This is a genomic window from Prevotella denticola (assembly GCF_900454835.1).
Classification (GTDB): Bacteria; Bacteroidota; Bacteroidia; order Bacteroidales; family Bacteroidaceae; genus Prevotella; species Prevotella denticola.
This window is the reverse complement of record NZ_UGTM01000001.1, coordinates 1,523,066-1,546,291: the sequence shown is the minus strand read 5'-3', so window position 1 is coordinate 1,546,291 and position 23,226 is coordinate 1,523,066. Positions and strand designations below refer to the sequence as shown.

The following is a 23,226-nucleotide window of genomic DNA, read 5'->3' as shown; positions in this document are numbered from 1 at the left end:
TTTACTTTAGTTCCGGACTTGGTATCCTTTTCATCAGTTCCCTGAACAGCCATGCCAGGCAGAGAGAGGAAATGATGTAAAGCAGCAGACCTGTCCAGTAGTCTCCTGAGCGTGAGATGGGAATAAAAATCTTTCTTGTGATGGGATGGCAGACGAAAAGGGCCGCCGAGATACCGCCTGTCCATGAAAGAATGTCCGTCAGCGGTGTAGCCTGTTTGTTGACCGCAATTTCCAGACGACCCAGTATTTTCACAAAGCTGACAGCAGCAGTACAGACGGCAAGTGGCACGAAGTACCATGTCAGATAGTTGAGGCTCATGGGCAGAATGAACAGCATGGAGACAAGGAAAGCTGCAATGTGGGTTGCCGTATTCCAGGGACGCATATATCTTGCATAGAGCAGCCCAGAACCGAACGGCAGCATACCGCCGACAAAGTTGTATCTCCAGCGGTTCAATGCCTCGCCTTCAGGGTCACAGACCAGCTGGATGGCGGTGCAGACTGCGATCAAGGCGACAGTCCACGCCCAGTGTCTGCGATAAAGGAACAGTCGGTAGACGATGTAGAGCTGGATCATCAGCCCGAAGAACCAGTAGGGCCCTGGCCAGATGATCTTGTCCGGCATTGGCAGCACATTGTTGAACAGGCCCATCTGGGCGATGATGTCCATCACGGTATAGGTATGGGGGGCGGGTGTGACGGCATCCAGCATAGTGAATGCGACGAACCCCACGATCATCATGCGGAAAAGTTTGAGCCAGTGATATTTGACGAACCTCAACAGAGGAAGACCTCCCTGTACCTGACGGATGCCGGTGTTATCTGCTGTTCTCTCATATTTCATCGTCAGTCCGTAGGCAGACAGGAACAGGAAAACCGGTACGCCGTAATGTCCGAAGAAAGAAAGCACGTGAAAGAAGAACAGCTCGTTCCAAGGTCCTTGCAGCGCACTCCAGAACCAGTCGGCATTGTGCTGGAAATACTGGTATTCGTTCTCTTTTACCACCGGTCTCAGCCAGTGGCAGTAGTTATGCAGGAAAATGCCAATGATGGCAAGCCCTCGCAACGCATTGCATTCCGTCTTTGTCAAGAGTTCCTTTTTCATTTCTTCTTTTTTGCGAGTCGGTCGTAATCGGTTGTATTCTTGAGTATTCTCGGTCGCTTCTCGTCGTATTGCGGACTAAGGAGATTGTACGCTGCATGGTAATCTTTTGTCTTGATGCCGGCCAGGTAAAGCAGCATGTGCGGCAGTGCGTCCGTCATGAATCGGCGGTCCTTGGCACTGACGATTTCCTGGAAGATACCGGGATGCTTCACTGTATATTTGTGTGAACAGTAAATCCAGAACGGAATTTCGAACTCGTAGTGAGCCAGGTCGTAGTCGATGGCAGCAGAATGGTTGCGGCAGATGAAGCCGCGGTTGCCCTCGTAGCATTCCTCTCCGTGGTCAGGCATGTAGATGACGATGGCATCTTGACTTTCGAATCTCCTGATGATCTGGTCCACGATGGAGTCATTGTACAGCACGGCATTGTCGTAGTCTGCCAGTGTGCTCCGCCGTTTCAAGTCAAGGTCGGGGCGCCGGTCTGCATAGTCCTCTGCCCGGAAGTGATGGCGGTCACTCGGATAACGCTGCTGGTAGTTGACGTGTTGTCCGATGAGGTGGAAAATGATGAGGTTGTGCTCCGTGTTGTGCTGCCGTTGGTTTTTGTCATAGTCGTCGAGCAAACCGCAGTCGAAGCGGTACAGCTGCGTATTGCGTGTGTCGAACATTGCCTGCGATAGCTCCGGGTGATTCAGGAAGAATCCGCCGCTGAAGTCGTACACGGCTTCCTTTGCCTTGGGCAGGAACTGGTTGGTGAGGAAGGTCACATGGTAGCCTGCCTTGCGGAACAGCTCCGGGAAGAGTGGATAGTCACACCACTCTCCCTTCTCGCCTGCCACATGAAGGGAAAAGACATTTTTGAAAACGAAACTGGTCAGATTCCATGGTGATACCACATCGCTGAACGGCACCAGTAGGCCTGTCTTCTCACGCTTTATCTGCCGTGGTGTTGTGGGCATGAAGTATCCATACTGCTCTGAGTGGTGCTTTCCGTAGCTCTCGCCGATAATCAGGACGATGTTCGGCGAAGTGAACGAGCAGCTGTCCACTTCCACCTTGTCCTTTGCCTCGATAAGGCGGTCGATTTGCTTCGATGCCAGCTCGTTGGAGAAGATGCTGAATACAAGACGGTAGACCGGAAGATAGAACTCGGCGCACTTGCGGGTCGTCAGCTCATGTTCTACGGAGCCGATGGTGTCCAGCGAGAATATCTGCGCTATTTCCCTTTTGTTGTGTGCGGATCTGACTACCGACCAGACAAGCAGTACAAGACCGATGAATCCCAGGGCTGGCTGCATGAGAGCAAGCCGCTGCTTCCAGACCGCTGCCCGCCGTCTGAAAGTTGCCGGCAGCATGGTCTTTCTGCAGAAAGCAGTAAGAATATGGACAAGCAGGATCAGCCCTAACACGCCCACACTCGATGCAAGAAGGTCGGTAGTGAAGTAACTGCTGAAGAACTCGCTGGCCTCACGGCCATTGGTCTCACTGACGAGAAGAAGCATGGAGGGATTCAGCGTCGACTGGAACTTCACCCAGCAGAACAGTTCGGCAAAGCTTGTTCCGTAGGCGATGACATACAGGAGGCCACGTACCCACCGGCGGAGCTTCCGTGGCAGCAGCGCAAGGAAGATGCCTATTATATAAAGGTCGAGGAACAGCTCCAGCCACAGGTTTCCGTACACTTTTTCCTCGGGATTGTCGGATGGCAGTTCGGCATACGACACGAATATCCCTATCAGGTACATGAAAACGAAGAATGAGGCATTGTCCCTGATGGGCTGCCACACCTTATTCAACAGGCAGATGGCTTTCTCTCTGTATTTCATTTATGCGCATAGAATTTACCTGCAAAGGTAGCTCTATTTTGTGAGGATGTCAACATTTAGGCTACAATTTTATATTGTAGATGATTCTGTAGCCCACAATGAGGGCTGTTTTAGCCTATCGGTTTGTTACTGCGATTTTCACACCTCCGACGATATAAATTCCTGGTGTAAGCTCGCTATACGTTCCTTGCTTTTGGTCTTTTATGCGTATACCTTGTAAGGTATAGGTGACGTTGCCTCTGTTCGCTGGAGCTTCATAGGCTTTGATACTTCCTGTTGTAGAAGTCTTGCCTTGGGAAGGGGGCTGAGAGGAAAGACGTGAATAGATGTGATGAGCACGTCTTTCCAGCCAATTCTTCATGTTCTGTGCTACGGTCCGATAGTCTTTCCCGTCACTCCATTTGTCCGCATTCTTCAAGAATGAGTCTTTAGTATATTGATAATAGACGTCACAGTAATCAAGTAATTCTTGCAAGTGATTTTCCATAAAATCAGCCCACACCTTGCAATAGGCTTGGTATACAGACCTATCTTTAAATAGCAGGTCGTTGATGAATCTTTTGTTTTCAAAGTGGGCTGGCGCATTCCAGAAGTCAATCTTGGGATCGGCAGTGCCATAGTCACGGTCCTGTTCATATCCGAAAGTCCAGTTCAGGTCCCATATCGGACCGAAGACGAATTTACTGTCTGGCGAAGTAAAGTCTTCCTTATAAAGGAAAAGGCTCTTCGGATGCATGATTTCATAATTCCCGATCAGTTCGTTCACCATAAGATATCGTGCGAGCTGGTCTACATCAACAAGATGCGAAATCTTTCCCTCGTTTTGCAGTGCAAAGCAGAGCTGGTCGAATCCTGTCTGAATGTAGTCCAACATTGCGGCTTTTTCGCCTTTTCTGAAATGGTGGTCTTTTATGTTGACAGGTAAATTGTAGAGGTTGGAATGGAACTTATGCGTTTCATCGAAATAGGTGTCCAGTTCAAGTAACGCAGCCCGTGACTGGTCTGCCAGTTTTACACTGTTGTCAGCTAATCCCACTTTCTCCGTGAAGTTATAGTTCCCACGATATTCTCCGTTGATAAAAAGGTCTATCGGAATGATGTGGTTGGCAGCCTGCACACGCACCAGGCGGGCAGCTTTCATGCCTATGGCATTTGCCATCATGGAATGTCTTTGTTTGTTGGTAAGCAGTATCCAGTTTTTCCCCTTTTCCAGTCCAAAGGGAGATACCTTCTCCCTGAACTTCAGCCGGTACGGATTCTTGTCATGAGGGTTGTCTGCATTCCAGGTACTGTTGCCTCTTCCCCTTATCCAGACAGAGTCTGTCATGTCCGGATAATATCCGCCCCCGTCTATTTTTATCAGTGCCTTGAGAAAGTTCTTTTTGTCGGTGACGAAGGCTCCTCCGTCAATGTGAATGTCCATGCGTGGTATGTGGAAACCTTGCTCGGATAGGTCGTCAGGGGAGTTCCGGATATTGTCTAAGTCTCGGATTTCCGTCTCCTCAAGTATGATCTTGTGTGCAGGGGTGTGGTCGCTTGCAATGTGCATCCCTTCTTCTTCAACCTCTTCTTCGTGGTGTGCGGGGTTATGGTCGCCTGGAAAGACATTAGCAGGCTTGTCCAGGGTGTCAGGTGCAGCCTGAAAGATGGTATGCTTTTTGGAGAATGACCCAGCGAGAGGTGTCCTCCCTCCTATTGAATAAACCTGAGAAGAGAAGCTGATAAACAGTGATAAAGCAACGAAACCTCTTGTGTAGCTCTTTAAGTCCATACTGTTGTTTTTTAGAGTGATAACAGAACTTTGATTATTATTCTCTTTTCTATTTTGCTTTTTGTTTTTGAAGGCTGATAAAAGAGGAAGCCTTTTGAAAGAAAAGATGGGAAACGTATTCTCTCGTCTCCCATCTCTTTTATATTCTGTTTCTATTAAAATTTACAGAAGAATACTATTACGTGAAATCAGATTTACTGGAATTTTACGCATCTCATACCGTTGTCACGACCGCTCCTATATATACCTATGTGGCTTTCTTTGACGGTAATGTTGAAAGCTCCAGAGTAGTAGGGGCTTGTTGCAGACTCGTGAAGGCCATAGCAGGTGGATGTCCAGTATTGCCCTTCTAAGCCCATACCACGACCATCTCCATTTCTTATTCTCCCCTCCAGGTAATTATCTATTGCAGGTAAATAGAAGTAGTTGGTCTTATCGGTAGGTGGAGTCTTCTGTTCAGAAGTGAGAGTATATTTTTTAGGGAACTCATCTTGTTGCACTTTTGTACCATTACGGTAGTCTTTACCTTCAAATGAAGTCTTTAAGGACTCAACGTCCAGTCCACCATTGTCTGAAGCGATGGTTAATGCGTTTTTGAACCATATACCACCCTTGTACAGGTACCCGCCGATTGTCCACAGCTTGATGTTATCCCAATGCGGGTCGCCCTTGAATACATACCATAAGGCCTCGTTGATGTTGGGACAGTCTTTTGCCGAATGCTGGGCCTGCTTTGTTCCAGTAGTTTTCATTTGCGTGGTGTTGTACCAGCGGTTGTTACTGTCACTCTCATTCTTGGGATAGTTGTTATTTGCAGGGTCAGAATTGAGGAAAGGCTGTACGGCCTCGTATCCGTTCCAATAATCGTTAAGGGCATCCCACATATAGACCTTGGCACTATATTCCTCCATGTCTAACCTTGATTTGATATCGTAGATGTTGTTCGCTTTGTATTCTTTTGATGTAAGCGTTTTGGTCATGACACCCTCCACTTTGGTCTTGATGTCTTTCAGGTGATACCTGATGGTCAGTTTGTGCTCGCCAGGTGCGATGATAACAAACGCACGGTAAGGTTCAACGCCAGGGTCGAGCTTCGTCAGACGGAATCCATTTTTGTAGGTCCCTGTCCCCTTGGTTGTAAGCGTGATGGTCTTTTTATCTCTGGTACCTGTCAGTTTGTATTGTTGCGCATCAAGTGTGTAGGGACCGGCTATGTTCTCGCTTCCTGACGTTTCCACGTCAATTGCCGTGATATAAGTCGACTTGAGTTCCCGGCTCGTGAAGGGCTGGAGTGCGAGAAAAGACACCATGTGGTCGAGCTTGAATTTATACTGTCCGTTTTCCAGTGTTGCCTTGCCGAGACCGCAGTCTCCGTTCTCTCCGAAGTTCTTTGTGTCATCAGGTGCAGTCTGTTTCTGCTGGTCTAAGATAACCACATGGTCTTCCTTGGTCTTTGCTCCAGGATAATAGACTTTGTATTCTTGTTTTGTATATTTGCCTGGCATCATAAACTTGAAAGCAGCCTGCCTGTCGGCATCGACGGCATTGCTGCTTGTCTGGAAACCACCGTCATCGTCTTTTACATAGAGCTTGTCGTCCTTTTCCCAAAAGAAATTCCCCGTGCTGTAATCCATGGATGTCCGGGTACTTATATTATTCGTCTGCTCTGTCGAAGCGAAAGCTGTCAGACTTGTATTCTCTGTCTCCTTCCCGGTGTCCGTGCTGTTTTGGGAAAGGTCGTCACTTGAGCAGCTTGCCATGAATCCCATCAGGACTGAAGCTGCAATAAAATATTTGATATTCATTTCTGTTCTTTTTATGTTGTTATGTTTAATCTTCCCAACTAGAAACTCCTCCCTGAGAGAATATCGCACCTTTTGCATCATTCTGGCCCGCAGGATCTTCGCCTACCTCCCCTCCTTTTTGTGCAGGATTATGCTGACCTGGATAAGATGCCTCCAGCAGGTGGCAAGACATCTTGATACGAGCAATCTCGATTTGAGGAGTGATGTACATTCTCCTTTTCACTTGATTTTCTTTCATCATAATTTATAGTTTTAATTAGGATATATTCCTTATAATGTATAAGGGATGCAACAGTTTCAGGCGAGATTTCTGTTTTTCTCCCGCCGACTGTATGTTTCATTTTTTTAAGCTGAAAAAGCATCCACTTTGGGTTAATCTTTTTTAAGTACACACAATTTAGAATGCCCTCTAATTATCGCTGCAAAGTTATAGATTTTTTCAATTGTATCCGTCTCTGCGTTTTTTGATAATTATTTTGTCTTTCCTAAGATTGAAACCATCTATGTGGTTCGGCTAAATCAAACATCTGTTTTGGGTCTTTCATTAAATGCGTAGATGGCTGTCTTGTAGGGCGTATAGCTTTAACGTGAAGGACAGACCGTCTACCGGACCCCTACATTTCCTTTCCAGCACTTAAGTTTACCCGTCCCTGGCAATATATTGCAAGGAGCGGGCCGCCAACACGTCTGGTGTCTACCGTCAGCACAGTATGTGACGGGCATCAGCACGTCTGCCGGAAAAGCCGGTTGATTCCAGTCACTATGATATACAGCAAGATGCTGATGGCTGACTTACATGGGAAAAGTTTACCAGGCGACACTGGGGGTCATTCGGGTTCGGCTACTACAGAGATGTACGAAAGCGTGTCATATGTTAACAGATCAGAAATGATATTGTCATTGTGTTAATTATATTGTTAAAAACACTATCCGGGCAAGTGGCTTTTTATAAAATCAGTATCTTTACAACGCAATTTATAACTGAATGAACGACGAAATTAAATCAACTGCTCATGCAGTCTCCGACTTCGACGAGATTGTATCTTATATGAAAAGCGGCAAGGCCCATGTAGAGGGCGATATCTACATGGGTTCCAGATTTCTGGTGGTTCGTAGCTGCAATCCTTTCTTCAAACCGATTATCGAGGAGAGAGAGCCTGTCCGGTTCAGTGTTGTCCGTGTGGTGATTGTCAAAAGCGGATGGTGCGAGCCGGTCATAGGCTTCAGAAAGTACCGCTGCGGCCCGGGCGATATGCTGTTCCTCAACTGGGGCGTGACAATCAGTTCCGATACTTTCGGGGTTGACACCACCTTCGAGGGCATCGCACTGACGGAGGAATATATGAAGACGATCTTCGGCGGCCGTCTGCCCGAACTGTTCGTCTCGCCAGGCCAGTGCTTCGTATTCCACCTGGGCGACACGGAGCAGGAGGTGTGGGGACAGTATACGCACACCCTTTTCAACCTTGTCCATCTGTCCACGGTGAATGAAGAGGTTGCCGGTTCGCTCTTCGTATCGGCACTGAACTATGTCGAATCGCTGTATAATGCGAAGCGGGTGACGAAGCGGGGCAGCTGGTCGCGCAACAAGCAGACCGTCGAGCGTTTCGTCCGGCTGGTCAACGATTATGCCAAGACGGAGCATGAGATCGAGTTTTACGCTTCTCAGCTCTGCATGACGGCGCATTATCTGGGTATGGTGGTGAAGAAGGAGACGGGCATTACGGCGAAGGAGTGGATTGACAAGACGCTGGCTATCCTCATCCAGCTGGAACTGCGCTATACGAGCAAGTCGCTGAAGATGATTGCCAATGAGTTCGAGTTCGTCTCGCTCAGTTCGCTGTGCAAGTTCTTCAAGCGGCGTACAGGGATTACGGCGACAGAATACAGGATGATGCCTGAAGACACCCCATGCAGTTCCATAGAGGCTCCCCCCCCACCCCATAAATAACTGTAAGTTATTGATATACAATATGTTGTTTGGTTCACGTTATCCCTTTCTGAACGAAACTTCCCGCTCTTCCAGAATTTTCCTCTATATATATACATCTTTCTTCCGTCCGTTTTTCTCATGGGGTCACAGCGGGTCACGGAATAAATGGATTGAGGCAGGAGTGTTATCTGCTTAAATGGGAGGAAGGACGATAACAGACTGCGGAAGGACTAATAAAGACGGCCTACTTCCGTCTCGATGACAGGCGGTACAAGCCCCCGGACAGACATTCCCTGCCGGATGCGTCGTCTGATTTCCGTACTGCTGATATCAATGAAGGGCGTACGGAGGATGCTTACGCCGGGGGGCAGGGCATTGTCTGAGAGCTGCTCGCCACGGCGTGGATAGACTACGAGGCGGTAATGGGAGAGGATATCTTCGGCATGATACCAGCGGTCGAAGGCAGCCCAGTTGTCGCCTCCCACAAGGAGCGTGAAGCGATGGGCAGGGAAGTCGCTGCTGAGATGCCGGAGGGTGTTCCATGTGTAGGAAGGCTTCGGTAAACGGAACTCGTAATCCGAGGCCTTGAAGTGCGGATTGTTGTCTGTGGCTTTTTGTACCAGCTTCAGGCGAAGGTGATCGTCAAGCAGTGCCTGGTCTGCCTTGAAAGGATTCTGGGGGGATACCATGAACCATACTTCGTCCAATTTTTCTTTCTCAAGAAAGGCCTTTGCCAGTGTGAGGTGTCCGTTGTGAATGGGGTTGAAAGAACCGCCGAAGATGCCGATGTTCATCTTTCTATAAATTCCTTCACAATCTCGTATGCTTCCTGTTCTGCCTTTTCGAGATTGTCGTTGACAATGATCCGGTCGAATTTGTCAGCGAAGGTAAGTTCGTAGGAAGCCTTGGCAAGGCGGTTCTCGATGGCTTCGGCACTGTCGGTCTGTCTGCCCACGAGTCGGCGGCGCAGTTCTTCTATCGATGGCGGTTGGATGAAGATGCTCAAGGCCCGGTCGCCGTAGAACTTCTTGATGTTGCAGCCGCCTTTGACATCGACATCAAAGACCACGTTCTGCCCGGCTGCCGTCTGGCTCTCCACCTGTGACTTCAATGTACCATAGAAGCGGTTTTCGTATACCTCTTCATACTCCAGGAACTCTCCATTCTTAATCTTTTTCTTGAACGCTTCAGGCGATAGAAAGATGTACTCCACGCCATTCTGCTCCGTACCGCGCGGTGCCCGGGTGGTACAGCTGATGGAGAATGCGAGCCGCAGTTCCGGATGTTCCCGCATCAGCCATTGCACGATGGTGCTCTTGCCCGAACCGGAAGGGGCGGAGAAGATCAGCCTCCCCCCGCCTCTCTGAAGGAGGGAATCGCCTGACGGGATGTCGTGGGCTGCGGCCTCCTGTGTTTGGGTGACTGGCGATGTGCCGGTTGTCGGGTGGTCAGATGAAAGTTTGCTCATGATGGTTTTTATTTTCTGTATTCTCTCCTGCGGGTGAGGAAGCCTCCTCCGAGGGGGTAGGCGGTGATAAGCGATAATAGGCGGGTGGTAAGCAGGATGGGCGGTGATGGGCTTCTTACAGGGCATTCAGCACCTGCTCTTTGATCTGCTCCAGCTCGTCCTTCATCTTGACGACGATGTTCTGCATCTCTGCCTGGTTGCTCTTCGAGCCGGTCGTATTGATTTCGCGCCCCATCTCCTGGGCAATGAAGCCGAGCTTCTTGCCGACACCGTGTCCGCTCTCGTCCATGGTCTCCCGGAAATACTTGAGGTGGTTGGCGAGCCGCTGCTTTTCCTCGCTGATGTCGAGTTTCTCGATGTAATAAATCAGTTCCTGTTCCAGACGGTTCTTGTCGTATTCCACTTCCGGAATCAGCTTCAGGCCTTCGATGATCTTCTCTCTTATCTTCGGCACACGGCTCTGCTCGAGGGGTTCGATGTTCTTCAAGAGAACAGCGATATTGTCAATCTTCTCGGCAAATTTCTTCTGCAGTGCTGCACCCTCCTGGGTGCGGAATTCGATGAGCTTGTCTACCGCCTTGTTGACGGCCTGCAGCGCAGCCTCCCATTCGCCGTCTTCAAGTACTTCCACCTCGGTCTTCGTCGTGACGTCAGGCAGGCGCAGCAGTGTCGTGAACCAGTCGGCCGGTTCAGGGATGCCGGTGTTCTTGGAGAGGGTCTTGATCTGATTATAATAGTTTTCTACGAGGGCAGCGTTGATGGGCGTTGCGTCAACCGTCGTCTCTTTCTCAATCCAGATGGAGAAATCCACCTTTCCGCGTTCCAGCTTCTGGGCGAGCAGGCGGCGTATCTCCATTTCCTTTTCTCTGTAGAGGGGTGCGATGCGTGCTGATAGGTCGAGTGTCTTGCTGTTAAGCGACTTCACTTCGACATTGATTTTCTTTTCCTTGTAGGCTACGGTAGCTTTCCCGTAGCCTGTCATTGATAGTATCATGAGCTTTTCGCGTTAAATTTCTGCAAATGTACAAAAAATATGGAATAAAAGGAGTATATTTGCACGTTATTTAGAATATAAGAGTCATTTATGTCTTGTATATTGAATATTGACACGAGCACAAACGTGTGCTCCGTTGCAGTAAGTCAGGATGGGAGCTGTATCTTCGAGAAGCAGGATACGCTCGATTCCAAGCATCGGGAGAAGTTAGGAACATTCGTTGACGAGGCACTTGCCTTTACAGAGAGTCATGCGTTGTCGTTGGATGCGGTGGCAGTCAGCGGCGGTCCCGGGTCATACACCGGACTGCGTGTCGGCGTGTCCATGGCGAAAGGCATCTGCTACGGGCGTGGCGTGAAGCTGCTGGCTGTGCCTACACTGGAGTTGCTGGCTGTGCCGGTACTGCTTCACCATGAGGCTGTCGAGGACGATGCACGCCTCGTTCCGATGATCGATGCACGCCGGATGGAGGTATATTCTGCTGTCTATGACCGTGCGCTGAAGGAGGTCCGCGGCATTCAGGCGGATATCGTTGACGGGCATACCTACAAAGAATATCTTGACCGTGGTCCGGTCTATTTCTTCGGCAATGGTGCCGAGAAGTGCATGGAGGTCATCCATCACCCGAATGCCCACCTCATCAAGGGCATTGACGCACTGGCAAAGAATATGTTTCCGCTGGCAGAGAAGCGCATGGCGGAGGAGAAGTTCGAGGATGTGGCGTATTACGTCCCGTTCTATCTCAAGGACTTTGTTGCCAAGAAGGCGAAACCGCTGCTGTAGGGAAAGCCTATCACCGTTTATTATCTTATTCATCGCCTATCATCACCCATCACCCAATGAACATACCCGGATTAGATTACAACACACAGCGCGAGAGACTCATACTGCCACAGTATGGGCGAGAAATACAGAACATGGTAGATTATGCCATGATGCTCCCTACCAAGGAAGAGCGTCAGCGGTGTGCAGAAGCCATTGTCGCCATTATGGACAGGATGAATGCCCAGAACCGTGGAAATTACGACCACATGGAGAAACTCTGGGACCATCTGGCATTGATGGCCAATTTCAAGCTGGATATAGACTATCCCTGCGACGTATCGCAGGCCTTGAAAATCGCCACGAAGCCGGAGCCGATGACCTATCCCATGTCGAAGATTCCCGTAAGACATTACGGCAAACTGCTCTTTGAGGCTTTCGAACAGCTGAAGACCATGGAGCCCGGTGAACGGCGGGATGCTTTCGTCCGTTCTGTCGCCAATCAGATGAAACGCAGTCTGATGCAGTGGGGGCACGGCTCGAGCGACGACGAGAAAGTGGCGTCAGACCTTGCCCGTTTCACCGATGGAAAGATTCAGCTCGACCTTGATACTTTCAAGTTCGAGAGAATCAATGCCCGTGATTTTGCCCAGCCTCGTAACAAGAAGAAAAAGTAAGACGACGAACATGGAATCCTTTATCATTGAAGGTGGACATCGGCTGAGTGGCACGATTGCCCCGCAAGGTGCGAAGAATGAAGCCTTGGAAGTCATTTGTGCAACCCTGTTGACGACGGAAGAGGTCATCATCCGTAATGTTCCGGACATCCTTGATGTGAACAACCTCATCAAACTGCTGCAGGACATCGGCGTGAAGGTGAGAAAGCTCGCTCCGAACGACTTCTCTTTCCAGGCAGACGATGTGAACCTTGACTATCTGGAGAGTACCGGCTTCGTGAAGAAATGCTCGTCCCTGCGTGGCAGCGTACTGATGATTGGTCCGCTGTTAGGCCGCTTCAGCAAGGCGACGATAGCCAAGCCGGGGGGGGACAAAATCGGCCGCCGCCGTCTCGATACGCATTTCCTGGGTTTCAAGAACCTCGGGGCACACTTCGGACGTGTCGAGAACCGTGATGTCTACGAGATACAGGCCGACCGCCTTGTTGGCACTTATATGCTGCTGGACGAGGCATCGGTGACGGGTACGGCCAACATCATCATGGCTGCCGTGCTGGCGGAGGGAACAACGACGATATACAATGCTGCCTGTGAACCGTATATCCAGCAGCTCTGCCACCTGCTCAATGCGATGGGTGCAAAAATCAGCGGTATAGCCAGCAACCTGATTACCATAGAGGGTGTGAAGACGCTGCATGGGGCAGAACACCGAATCCTCCCGGATATGATAGAGGTCGGCTCGTTTGTCGGAATGGCAGCTATGGTGGGAGACGGCGTACGAATCAAGGATGTATCGATTCCCAACCTCGGCCCGATTCTCGATACCTTCCGCCGACTGGGCGTGCAGATCATTGAGGATGAAGATGACCTCATCATTCCCCGCCAGGACCATTACGTGATAGATTCCTTTATTGACGGAACGATTATGACCATCAGCGATGCGCCCTGGCCGGGACTGACACCGGACCTCATCTCCGTGCTCCTCGTTGTGGCGACGCAGGCACAGGGCAGCGTGCTTTTCCATCAGAAAATGTTTGAGAGCCGGCTGTTCTTCGTCGACAAACTCATCGACATGGGGGCGCAGATTATTCTCTGTGACCCTCACCGCGCCGTAGTTGTCGGACACGACAACGGCAGGAAACTCCGCGCCGGACGTATGTCAAGTCCTGACATCCGCGCCGGCATCGCCTTGCTTATTGCAGCCTTGACAGCGGAAGGCACGAGCCGTATTGACAACATCGCACAGATTGACCGCGGTTACGAGAACATCGAGGCACGCCTGAACGCATTGGGGGCAAAGATCCGCAGAGCCGAAATATGTTAGCCTCATAGCCTTGTGAAACCTATCCCTTGACCAAGCGTGTTATAGGCTCCAGACAAAAAGGTCTACCCTTTTTCCGCAAAAAGGTAGACGGTTTTCCGCAAATAGGTCGACCCCTTTCTTCATAATGCACAATTGGGGATTGAAGTAAGCAATCATGTATCAGGACCGCTGATTTAACAGAAAAAGATGATAAGGAAAGAAGAGGTCTATAAAATCGGCCGCATCGGGAAACCGCACGGCGTACACGGAGAGCTGCAGATGCAGTTCTCCGATGATGTGTTTGATGCCGTTGATGCCGATTATCTGCTATTGGACATAGACGGAATACTTGTGCCTTTCTTCATGGAGGAATACCGCTTCCGTTCGGACGAAGTAGTCCTGATGAAGTTCTGTGATGTCGATACCGAGGCGCAGGCACGTGAACTGACGGGAAGTGAGGTTTACTTTCCGCGCAAACTTGCAGAAGAAGGAACTGCTGATGTATCATGGGCACAAGTCGTTGGCTATACCCTGATAGACAAGGCTACAGGAAAGACTGTCGGCAGGATTGTTTCAATCGATGAAACGACAATCAATACGCTCCTTGAGGTGATGACACCGGAAGATGAAGAACGATTGATTCCTGCCAGTACAGACCTGATAGTGAAGGTAGATGCAGAAAAGCAGACGATTGCAATGCGCATCCCTGCTGGGCTGCTTGATCTTTGATTTACTTTGTAAAAAATGGAATGAAACAACAAATCTGTATATTAGGTTCGACGGGCAGCATCGGTACGCAGGCACTGGATGTAATCAGCCAGCACCCCGACCTTTATGAGGCTTATGCACTCACGGCCAACCGCCGTTGGAAAGAGCTTGCTGCTCAGGCACGCCGTTTCCATCCCGCCGCCGTGGTCATTGCCGACGAGACTTTCTATGAACCTCTGGTAAAAGAACTGGCCGATATACCCGATGTAAAGGTGTATTGTGGCAGCAAGGCATTGGAAGAGATTGTCGAATCCCCTTCCATTGACATGGTGCTGACGGCGATGGTGGGCTATGCCGGTCTTGCTCCGACCATCCATGCCGTCAAGGCGAAGAAGAAAATCTGCCTTGCCAACAAGGAGACGCTTGTCGTTGCCGGTGAGATGATTCTTCAGCTGGCACAGCAGCATCATACGCCTATCCTGCCGGTTGACAGCGAGCACAGTGCCATCTTCCAGAGCCTTGTCGGCGAGGACGGCAACGAGATTGAGAAGATTCTGCTCACCTGTTCGGGCGGTCCTTTCCGCAGGTTTACGCACGAGCAGCTGAAGACGGTCACTGCCGCTGATGCCCTGAAGCATCCAACATGGGACATGGGGGCCAAGATCACCATCGACTCCGCATCGCTGATGAACAAGGGCTTTGAGGTGATAGAGGCGAAGTGGCTCTTCGGTGTACCGGCCGATAAGATACAGGTACTCGTCCATCCGCAGTCTATCGTCCACAGTGCGGTGCAGTTCCGTGACGGTGGTGTGAAGGCGCAGCTGGGGGTTCCCGATATGCGGTTGCCCATCCAGTATGCTTTCTCGTTCCCGAAACGGCTGCATCTGAACGGCGACCGTCTCGACCTGTTCCGCCAGCCGCTGGAGTTCTTCGAGCCGGATGTGGAGAAGTTCAAGTGTCTTGCGATGGCTTACGAGGCAATCAACAAGGGCGGAAATATGCCGTGCATTGTCAATGCGGCCAACGAAATAGTCAATGCGGGCTTCCGGCGTGGCTTGTGCTCGTTCCTCGCCATGGGCGACATCATCGAGCAGACCATGCAGCAGGTTGCCTTCGACAGCAATCCCGACTATGAGGTTTACGTGCAGACGGATGCTGAAGCACGCCGTGTGGCACAGGATATTATGAATAATCAATAAGTTGTAAATAGATAATGGAAACATTTCTGATCAGATTGCTACAGTTTGTTCTGGCAATCTCTCTGCTTGTCCTGCTTCACGAAGGCGGACATATGTTCTTTGCGAAGCTCTTCGGTGTCCGTGTCGAAAAGTTCTTTGTCTTCTTCGATGTGAACATCGGGAAGTGGAAAGGAAAGCTCTTCAGCTGGAAGCCGAAAAAGGACGATACCGAGTACGGCATGGGCTGGCTGCCGCTGGGCGGCTACTGCAAGATTGCCGGTATGATTGACGAGAGTCTTGATACCGAGCAGATGAAGAAAGAGCCGCAGCCGTGGGAGTTCCGCACCAAGCCGGCATGGCAGCGGCTGCTGATCATGGTGGGTGGCGTGCTGGTCAATTTTGTCCTTGCGCTCTTCATCTATTCGATGATCATGTTCACCTGGGGTGATTCTTATTTCAAGGTGTCGGACATGAGCATGGGTATGCGTTTCAATGCTGATGCCAAGGCACTGGGCTTCCGCGACCATGATGTCATGCTCGGGACGGACCAGGGACCTTTCCGTGAATATGCCAATGTGAACGGCGACTTCTTCCGCCAGATAGCCCAGGCGAAACATGTTGATGTACTGCGTAACGGCAAGAAGCACAGCATTGCGCTGCCCGGCGACATGGATATGCTGCCGATGATCAAGACACGTCCTTACTTCGTCGAGCCGTTCATCCCGGCACAGGTCGACAGTGTGATGGGCGGTTCGCCTGCTGCCAGGGCGGGCATCAAGGCGGGTGACCTCATCAGAACGGTCAATGGCAAGAAGATTGAGACATGGAGCGACATGAACTATCAGATGGGCGTGCTCGATGATGTCATGTCCGTGAAGAATACGCACAAGGATTCGCTGGCGGCCCGTTCGGTGGTCCTGACCGTACAGCACAAGGGCGTGGAGAAGCTCGATACTGTGAAGATGGTGCTGACACCCGACCTCAAACTGGGTGTTCTTCAGGCGACGCTTGCCACCTATTACAAACCAGTGCAGGAGAAATATGGCTTCTTCGAGAGCTTCCCGGCCGGAATCAAGCACGGCTGGAACGTGCTGCGAGGCTATGTCGGCAATTTCCGTTACCTCGCTTCGGCTGACGGTGCGAAGAGCATCGGAGGCTTCGGAGCTATCGGAAGCCTTTTCCCTCCTTACTGGGACTGGTACATGTTCTGGTCGATGACGGCCTTCCTGAGCATCATCCTCGCCTTCATGAACATTCTGCCTATCCCGGCACTTGATGGCGGTCACGTGGTCTTTTTGCTCTACGAGATGATTACCCGCCGCAAACCTTCCGAGAAGTTCATGATCCGTGCGGAGTATGTCGGCATTACCCTGCTGATTCTCCTCATGATATTTGCCAACCTCAACGACATCCTCCGTTGGTTGCATATAATGTAAGAACAAACAGGAATCAGCTGGATTAACTTCATTGAGGTAGTCAGTTACCAATATCTCAATACGAAATCACGCAATACTTGTCATCGCAGGTATTGCGTGATTTTTATTTATCCTTATTTCTGTCCGATGAAACTTAAGCAGCATACTCTCCCATGTGGAATCTCTTTTAGATAGATATAATCGTATGGTCTTTGGAAAGGTAAGCCCTCTGAACAATAAGTTTTATTTCATCTTTGACAGTATGACTCTTTTCTAACAGCAGGCGATTATAGCATTCCTCGCCCATATATAGCAAGGTGTTAAGCCTCGGCACGAATGGCGTTTACCAACACCACCATGTGTGATGGGCAACAACACAATGGTAAAAGATGGTAGGAGAGGATTGTTATTGTCATTATAAAATACAATAAGACACTAATGACCAGCTTATATGGGATGTGTTTGCCAGACTGTGCTGTATCTCAGAACGAAAGGGACTTTGGCAAAAGTTCAAAAGGGTGAAAAAGAAAAGCATCGTCTGCAAAGTCGCTTGTGAACAGTGCATTCTACTCCCCTCTCCATTCGGAGAGGGGTCGGGGGGTGAGGCTTTTTTCTAATACAGCAGCACCAATCCAGCAAAGGCCGCATAACAGATCATTCGGATTGGGTTTATCTTCATCCACATCGTACCGATAAAGGTGGCAGCAAAAAGGAAGAGGCTGATGAAGAACTGCCAGACATTGACGGTTGGTGTCGAGAAGTTCTCACTGTTGCATAATAGTAAGGTGGCGGCGGCCAGCAGGCCTACTACAACAGGTCGCAGACCTGCAAAGACTGACTGTACGACGGGCGTGTTCATGTACTTGAGAAACATCTTGCTGATAAGAATCATCAGTATCAGCGAGGGGAGAATGATGGCAAAGGTGGCAGTGATACTTCCCAGAACAGCCATTCCTCCACCGAAGCCGGCGTTGTGTACGGCAGTATATCCGCAGTAGGTGGCAGAGTTGATGCCGATCGGCCCCGGTGTCATCTGAGAGACGGCAACGATGTTGGTAAACTCGGCAGAGCTGAGCCAATGATGTCTAAGGACGGTCTCGGTCTGTATCAGCGACAGCATTCCGTATCCTCCACCGAATCCGAAGAGTCCGATGATGAAGAAGGTGTAGAAGAGTTCTAAGTATATCATGTTGTTGTTTCTGATGTTATAGGGCTAAGAGCCGGATGGCATTTCTACTGTTGGTAATCTGTCTCCCCTCCATTACTTCTCTTCGGTCATTGTCCGTTGGTTCAGAGGGGGAGATTCTTACTCGGTCGGCTTGATGAACTTCCCATAGAGGAAGCCTCCCAGTCCTGCTGCGATGATGATATATACCGGGTTTACTCCCAAGAGCCAGATAAGCAGCGTGGTGACGACAGGGATCCAGCAGTTTGTCAGGGTGATGCGTGCGTCCTTTGCCAGCTGGAACGTCGGAGCGGCGATAAGGGCCACTACCGCAGGACGTATGCCGCGGAACATGGCGGCTATCCAGGGAATATCCATGAACTGATGGAAGAAAAGGGCTATGCAGAGGATGATGAGGAAAGAGGGCAGGACGGCTCCCAGGCAGGTACAGAGAGCACCTGACGTCTTTCGCATCTTGTAGCCGACAAAGATACTGATGTTGGCAGCAAAGACACCGGGACAGCTCTGTGCAACGGCTACCAGGTCGATGAACTGCTCCTTGGGAATCCATCGCTTCTTTTCCACTACTTCATTCTGGATGATAGAAAGCATGGCATAGCCGCCGCCCAGCGTGAAAGCCCCGATCTTGAAAAAGGTCTTGAAAGCATCCCAATAGAAGCCTTTAGGGGTTAAGGGACGGGCGTTGGGAGATGGTGACAGGTCGTCGGATGGCTGTCGAGGATGGGATGTTATCTTGTTGTTCTCACTAAGCACTTCGTTTCTGATATTATACATGAATAATGAGAGAAGAGGGTATGGATGCCCCTCTTCTCGTATGTGTCTGATTTTACAGCTTGCTCTCAACCCATTTGCGGGCATTGACAAACGCCTCGATCCATGGAGTAACCTCTTGCTGGCGGCGTTCACGTGGATACCATGCCTGCTGCCAGGGGAAGACGGAACGCTCCAGGTGGGGCATCATGGCAAGGTGACGGCCGTCGGCAGAGCAGATGCTGGCCACGTTGTAGTCTGAACCGTTCGGGTTGCCCGGATATTCCGCATAGTTGTATTTGGCAATGATGTTATACTTGTCCTCGGCTTCCGGCAGGTAGAACCGGCCCTCACCGTGTGCTACCCAGATACCGAGTTTGTTGCCGCTCAAAGAACCGAACATCACACTATTGTTCTGTGGAATGGTCAAGTTCAAGAATGAACTCTCAAACTTCTTACTGGTATTGTGGCAGAGGTGAGCACGATGCTTGTGTTCTGCGTTGATAAGGTTCAACTCAACCATCAACTGACAACCGTTACAGATACCCAATGAGAGTGTATCTTCACGTGCATAGAAGCGGTCGAGTGCTTGCTTTGCCTTTGGATTATAGAGGAAAGCGCCAGCCCATCCCTTTGCTGAACCGAGTACATCAGAGTTAGAGAAACCACCGCAGAAGACTATCATATTCACCTCTTCCAAGGTCTCACGACCTGTGATAAGGTCGGTCATCATGACATCTTTCACCTCAAAGCCTGCCAAATAGAGTGCGTAAGCCATCTCACGCTCACCATTGGTACCCTTTTCACGGATGATAGCTGCCTTTGGTGTTGGATGTTGGGTGTTAGGTGTTGAAGTCTTCCAACGGTCTGCATCAAGTCCATACTGTTGGAGAGTACCAGTGAAGTCAGCATTGAACTTCATCTCGATTGGCTGCTTCTTGTAGTTCTGGTAGCGCTTCTTCGCCATACCGTTCATACTCTGCTTGCGGTCGAGCAGGTAAGAAGTCTTGTACCACGTGTCACGCAGTGCGTTGATATCTAACTCTGTCTTCCAGTCACCATCAGCGATACTGAGAGTGCGCTTGTCAGGACTTGGCGTACCAATGCGGGCAAAACCGATGCAGTTCTCCTGCAAGAATGCCTTCACTTCTTCCTTATGCTCGTCAGCAACCTGGATTACGACACCTGGATTCTCTGCAAAGAGCTTCTTGATAACATCGTCGCCCTTGATGTCATGGAGGTTGATATGCAGGCCACCTTCAGCATTGGCAAAGGTCATCTCAAGCAATGTTGTGATCAAACCTCCAGCCGAGATGTCGTGTCCAGCAAGTATCCATCCACGGCGAATCATCTCCTGTACGGCATCGAAACAGTCGCAGAAGTACTGTGGTTCTTTCACTGTCGGGACATCGCTGCCTATCTTGCCGAGGCTCTGTGCAAAGGCTGAACCGCCCAAACGCTGCTCGTCAAAACTGAAGTCGATATGATAGAGGCGTGTATTCTTATCATTAACAAGTACTGGAGAAACCACCTGACGCACATCGCTCACCTCACCACCACTGGTCACAATGACGGTTCCTGGAGAGATAATCTTGTCGCCGTTAGGATATTGCTGGGTCAGAGAAAGTGAGTCCTTACCTGTTGGAACGTTCACACCGATAGCACAGCAGAAGTCTGATAATGCCTTAACCGCACTATAAAGACGTGCGTCCTCACCCTTCTGTGAACGACAAGGCCACATCCAGTTGGCTGAAAGGCTCAGGCTATCCATGCCGTCTGCCAATGGTGCCCATACAATGTTGGTCAATGACTCGGCTACTGAAAGGACTGAGCCTGCCTCTGGTGATGCGAGTCCTGCCTGTGGAGCGTGACCGAGTGCGGTAGCAATTCCCTTATGACCACGATAGTCTAAGGCTACAACACCACAGTCAGAGAGTGGCAACTGAATCTCACCCTGACACTGCTGACGAGCAACCTTACCTGTAACAGAGCGGTCAACCTTATTCGTCAGCCAGTCCTTACAGGCCACAGCTTCCAACTGAAGCACACGCTGGAGATATTCCTCCACCTTATTTATATTATAAGAAACATTCTCATACCTGCGCTCTACGGTCTCATCCTTCATGATTGTCTTCGGTGAATGACCGAACATCTGCGCTACGTCTAAGTCGAATGGTTTTACGCCATCGCCCTGTACGAATGCGAAGTGAGCATCGCCTGTGGTCTCACCAACAACATACATCGGTGCACGCTCACGCTCTGCAATCTTCTTCACGTGGTCGAGGTGCTTCTCGTCAATGAGCAAGCCCATGCGTTCCTGTGACTCGTTGGCAATGATTTCCTTGGCACTCAGTGTCTTGTCGCCGATTGGCAACTGTGTCATGTCAATCTTGCCACCACACTCTTCAACCAACTCACTCAGACAATTCAGGTGTCCTGCAGAACCGTGGTCGTGGATAGAAACAACAGGGTTGTTATCTTCTTCTACCAATGCACGTACGAGGTTATAAGCGCGTTTCTGCATCTCTGGATTAGCACGCTGTATGGCATTTAACTCAATACCATTTGAATAATGACCCGTATCAACTGATGAAACAGAACCACCACCAAGTCCGATACGATAGTTATCACCACCAACGACAACCACCTTGTTGCCAGCTTGTGGCTCGCCCTTCAGACAGTCTCGCTTGGTTCCATAGCCTACACCACCGGCAAGCATAATCACCTTGTCGTAAGCATATTTCTCGCCATTCTCCTGATGCTCGAAGGTGAGCAGTGAACCAGTAATCAGTGGCTGACCAAACTTGTTGCCGAAATCGCTCGCACCGTTAGATGCCTTGATGAGAATCTGTTCCGGTGTTTGATAGAGCCATTGGCGAACTGGCAGAATATCCTCCCAATCGCGCAGGGCCGGTGTACTGCCGTCGTCTTCCTTCAAGCGGGGATAAGCAGTCATATATACAGCAGTTCCAGCGATAGGCCACGAGCCGACACCACCGCCCATACGGTCGCGTATCTCACCACCCGTACCAGTTGCTGCTCCATTGAATGGCTCAACGGTAGTTGGGAAATTGTGGGTCTCGGCCTTCAGAGAGATAACACTCTCGATAGGCTTCACACGGAAGAAGTCGGATGTGCTCTGGTTTGCTGGTGCAAACTGCTCAACTTCTGGACCTTGGGCGAAAGCAACGTTGTCTTTATAAGCTGAAAGAATCTTACCAGGATTCTCTTTTGTAGTCTTCTTGATGAGGCTGAAGAGACTGCTCTCCATCACCTTACCATCAATGATGAACTCACCACCGAAAATCTTATGACGGCAATGTTCAGAGTTAATCTGTGCGAAACCGAAGATTTCAGAATCGGTGAGTGGGCGACCGTTCTGCTTCTCAATCTTGTGGAGATATTCCATCTCCTCTGGTGAGAGTGCCAGACCTTCTTCTTCGTTGAACTTCTCCAAGTCCTCCACACGTTTGATTGGCTCTGGCTCGTGGTTGACAGTGAAGACAGTCTGGTCCAAGCCATCATACATACGTTGCAACATCGGGTCATAATCCGCCTCTTTGCTGCTTACAGGGAAGTACTCCTCTATACGCAAAATGCCGTCAAGACTCATGTTCTGAGTAATCTCGACGGCATTCGTACTCCATGGAGTAATCATTTCACGGCGTGGTCCCACGTAGTAGCCTTGCAGTGTCTGCTCGTTCCGCAAGTAGGTGGCATCGCCGTAGAGCCAGCAAAGTTTGTTGATTTCCGCATCGGATAGCGCATGGTTGACTTCTGTAGCAATCACGCTTTTGGACTGAGTTCTGAAGAAAAGAATCATAGTCTTTATATAAATATTGGTGTTACTTTTATCTGCAAAGATACTATTTTCTTTGGATATTCAGTATTCTGACAGGTGTTTTTTAGTCTTCATTATAATCCTGACCATTTCGTCAAGACTTGAATACCGTGGTTTGCCGATTAATTCCATCATATCCTCGGCATAGCCAAGTACACGGACTATCTTCACGAAGCTGGCAAGCGAAACTTCACCCGTATGAAGGGTACGCCACTTGTCTCAGACAGAGATTTCTGCGACAGGTTCTTCTCTAATCGACGTAGCCGGCAATTTCTTGATAGCTGTTTCAAGATGTCCTCTGTGGATATATGCAAATGATTCACTTGTTTCTTTATTAAGAAAAACCCTAAAGAACAAGAATTCTGATATAAAATAATTCTCAACATCTATTTGGAATGATGAAATTACTTTACGTTTTTTTTGCCGTCTTGGGGTTGTTTACACCTCGTCATAGTGGGTACTGGAAGAACGGAGATGCAGACCTGCATTCTAAGTGGGCATTGT

General features: G+C 49.8%; 18 protein-coding genes. 7 read left to right on the top strand and 11 right to left on the bottom strand.

What is annotated here, in order from left to right; genetic code table 11:
- Position 1: 1 nt before the first annotated feature.
- The 5 genes from DYH27_RS06620 to DYH27_RS06600 form a co-directional block, all read right to left on the bottom strand.
- On the bottom strand, positions 2 to 1,105 hold the full coding sequence (locus DYH27_RS06620; protein WP_013670977.1) for an acyltransferase family protein: 1,104 nt from the start codon (positions 1,103 to 1,105) through the stop codon (positions 2 to 4).
- Entirely contained in the window at positions 1,102 to 2,931 is a 1,830-nt protein-coding gene (locus tag DYH27_RS06615) for a phosphoethanolamine transferase (RefSeq protein WP_013670978.1), read from the bottom strand. The genes DYH27_RS06620 and DYH27_RS06615 overlap by 4 nt, the downstream gene beginning before the upstream one ends.
- Positions 2,932 to 3,046: 115 nt before the next feature.
- Entirely contained in the window at positions 3,047 to 4,702 is a 1,656-nt protein-coding gene (locus tag DYH27_RS06610; RefSeq protein WP_025068157.1) for a CotH kinase family protein, read from the bottom strand.
- 194 nt (positions 4,703 to 4,896) lie between these two features.
- Entirely contained in the window at positions 4,897 to 6,507 is a 1,611-nt protein-coding gene (locus DYH27_RS06605) for a hypothetical protein (RefSeq protein WP_025068158.1), read from the bottom strand.
- Positions 6,508 to 6,532: 25 nt separating this feature from the next.
- A complete protein-coding gene (locus DYH27_RS06600) occupies positions 6,533 to 6,748 on the bottom strand; it encodes a hypothetical protein (RefSeq protein ID WP_231287552.1) in 216 nt (71 codons plus the stop codon).
- A gap of 744 nt (positions 6,749 to 7,492) precedes the next feature.
- Between DYH27_RS06600 and DYH27_RS06590 the strand changes: the two genes are divergently transcribed.
- Complete coding sequence (locus DYH27_RS06590) at positions 7,493 to 8,458, top strand: helix-turn-helix domain-containing protein (protein ID WP_115338003.1); 966 nt, start codon at positions 7,493 to 7,495, stop codon at positions 8,456 to 8,458.
- A 212-nt stretch (positions 8,459 to 8,670) separates the two neighbouring features.
- Here the strand turns inward: DYH27_RS06590 and nadD are convergent, their stop codons facing one another.
- The 3 genes from nadD to DYH27_RS06575 form a co-directional block, all read right to left on the bottom strand.
- Positions 8,671 to 9,234 carry a nicotinate (nicotinamide) nucleotide adenylyltransferase gene (gene nadD / locus DYH27_RS06585; RefSeq protein WP_025068161.1) on the bottom strand — a complete coding sequence of 188 codons (564 nt, stop codon included), beginning with the start codon at positions 9,232 to 9,234 and terminating at the stop codon, positions 8,671 to 8,673.
- A complete protein-coding gene (gmk, locus tag DYH27_RS06580) occupies positions 9,231 to 9,908 on the bottom strand; it encodes a guanylate kinase (protein WP_025068162.1) in 678 nt (225 codons plus the stop codon). The genes nadD and gmk overlap by 4 nt, the downstream gene beginning before the upstream one ends.
- Positions 9,909 to 10,023: 115 nt before the next feature.
- On the bottom strand, positions 10,024 to 10,902 hold the full coding sequence (locus tag DYH27_RS06575) for a YicC/YloC family endoribonuclease (protein ID WP_029216622.1): 879 nt from the start codon (positions 10,900 to 10,902) through the stop codon (positions 10,024 to 10,026).
- Between the two features lie 90 nt (positions 10,903 to 10,992).
- Here DYH27_RS06575 and tsaB point away from each other — a divergent pair, with 90 nt between their 5' ends.
- The 6 genes from tsaB to rseP all read left to right on the top strand — a co-directional run bounded on the left by tsaB (position 10,993) and on the right by rseP (position 16,966).
- On the top strand, positions 10,993 to 11,685 hold the full coding sequence (gene tsaB, locus DYH27_RS06570; protein ID WP_025068163.1) for a tRNA (adenosine(37)-N6)-threonylcarbamoyltransferase complex dimerization subunit type 1 TsaB: 693 nt from the start codon (positions 10,993 to 10,995) through the stop codon (positions 11,683 to 11,685).
- A gap of 56 nt (positions 11,686 to 11,741) precedes the next feature.
- Positions 11,742 to 12,341 carry a DUF4290 domain-containing protein gene (locus DYH27_RS06565; RefSeq protein WP_025068164.1) on the top strand — a complete coding sequence of 200 codons (600 nt, stop codon included), beginning with the start codon at positions 11,742 to 11,744 and terminating at the stop codon, positions 12,339 to 12,341.
- Positions 12,342 to 12,351: 10 nt separating this feature from the next.
- On the top strand, positions 12,352 to 13,665 hold the full coding sequence (gene murA, locus DYH27_RS06560) for a UDP-N-acetylglucosamine 1-carboxyvinyltransferase (protein ID WP_029216623.1): 1,314 nt from the start codon (positions 12,352 to 12,354) through the stop codon (positions 13,663 to 13,665).
- Between the two features lie 186 nt (positions 13,666 to 13,851).
- Positions 13,852 to 14,373 (top strand): ribosome maturation factor RimM, encoded by a 522-nt coding sequence (gene rimM / locus DYH27_RS06555; RefSeq protein WP_013670986.1) that lies wholly within the window; start codon positions 13,852 to 13,854, stop codon positions 14,371 to 14,373.
- Between the two features lie 20 nt (positions 14,374 to 14,393).
- Positions 14,394 to 15,551, top strand: coding sequence for a 1-deoxy-D-xylulose-5-phosphate reductoisomerase (locus DYH27_RS06550; protein WP_025068165.1), 1,158 nt, complete (start codon positions 14,394 to 14,396; stop codon positions 15,549 to 15,551).
- Positions 15,552 to 15,565: 14 nt separating this feature from the next.
- The gene (gene rseP / locus DYH27_RS06545) at positions 15,566 to 16,966 is read left to right on the top strand and encodes an RIP metalloprotease RseP (protein ID WP_025068166.1); all 1,401 of its coding nucleotides are present in this window, start codon (positions 15,566 to 15,568) and stop codon (positions 16,964 to 16,966) included.
- Between the two features lie 592 nt (positions 16,967 to 17,558).
- On the opposite strand, the gene DYH27_RS06540 is transcribed toward rseP, so the two are convergent.
- From DYH27_RS06540 to purL, 3 genes are all read right to left on the bottom strand, one after another.
- A complete protein-coding gene (locus DYH27_RS06540; protein WP_025068167.1) occupies positions 17,559 to 18,134 on the bottom strand; it encodes a chromate transporter in 576 nt (191 codons plus the stop codon).
- A 117-nt stretch (positions 18,135 to 18,251) separates the two neighbouring features.
- Positions 18,252 to 18,905 carry a chromate transporter gene (locus DYH27_RS06535; RefSeq protein WP_013670990.1) on the bottom strand — a complete coding sequence of 218 codons (654 nt, stop codon included), beginning with the start codon at positions 18,903 to 18,905 and terminating at the stop codon, positions 18,252 to 18,254.
- A 52-nt stretch (positions 18,906 to 18,957) separates the two neighbouring features.
- Positions 18,958 to 22,704, bottom strand: a complete 3,747-nt coding sequence (purL, locus tag DYH27_RS06530) for a phosphoribosylformylglycinamidine synthase (protein ID WP_025068168.1) — start codon at positions 22,702 to 22,704, stop codon at positions 18,958 to 18,960.
- Positions 22,705 to 23,226 lie beyond the last annotated feature (522 nt).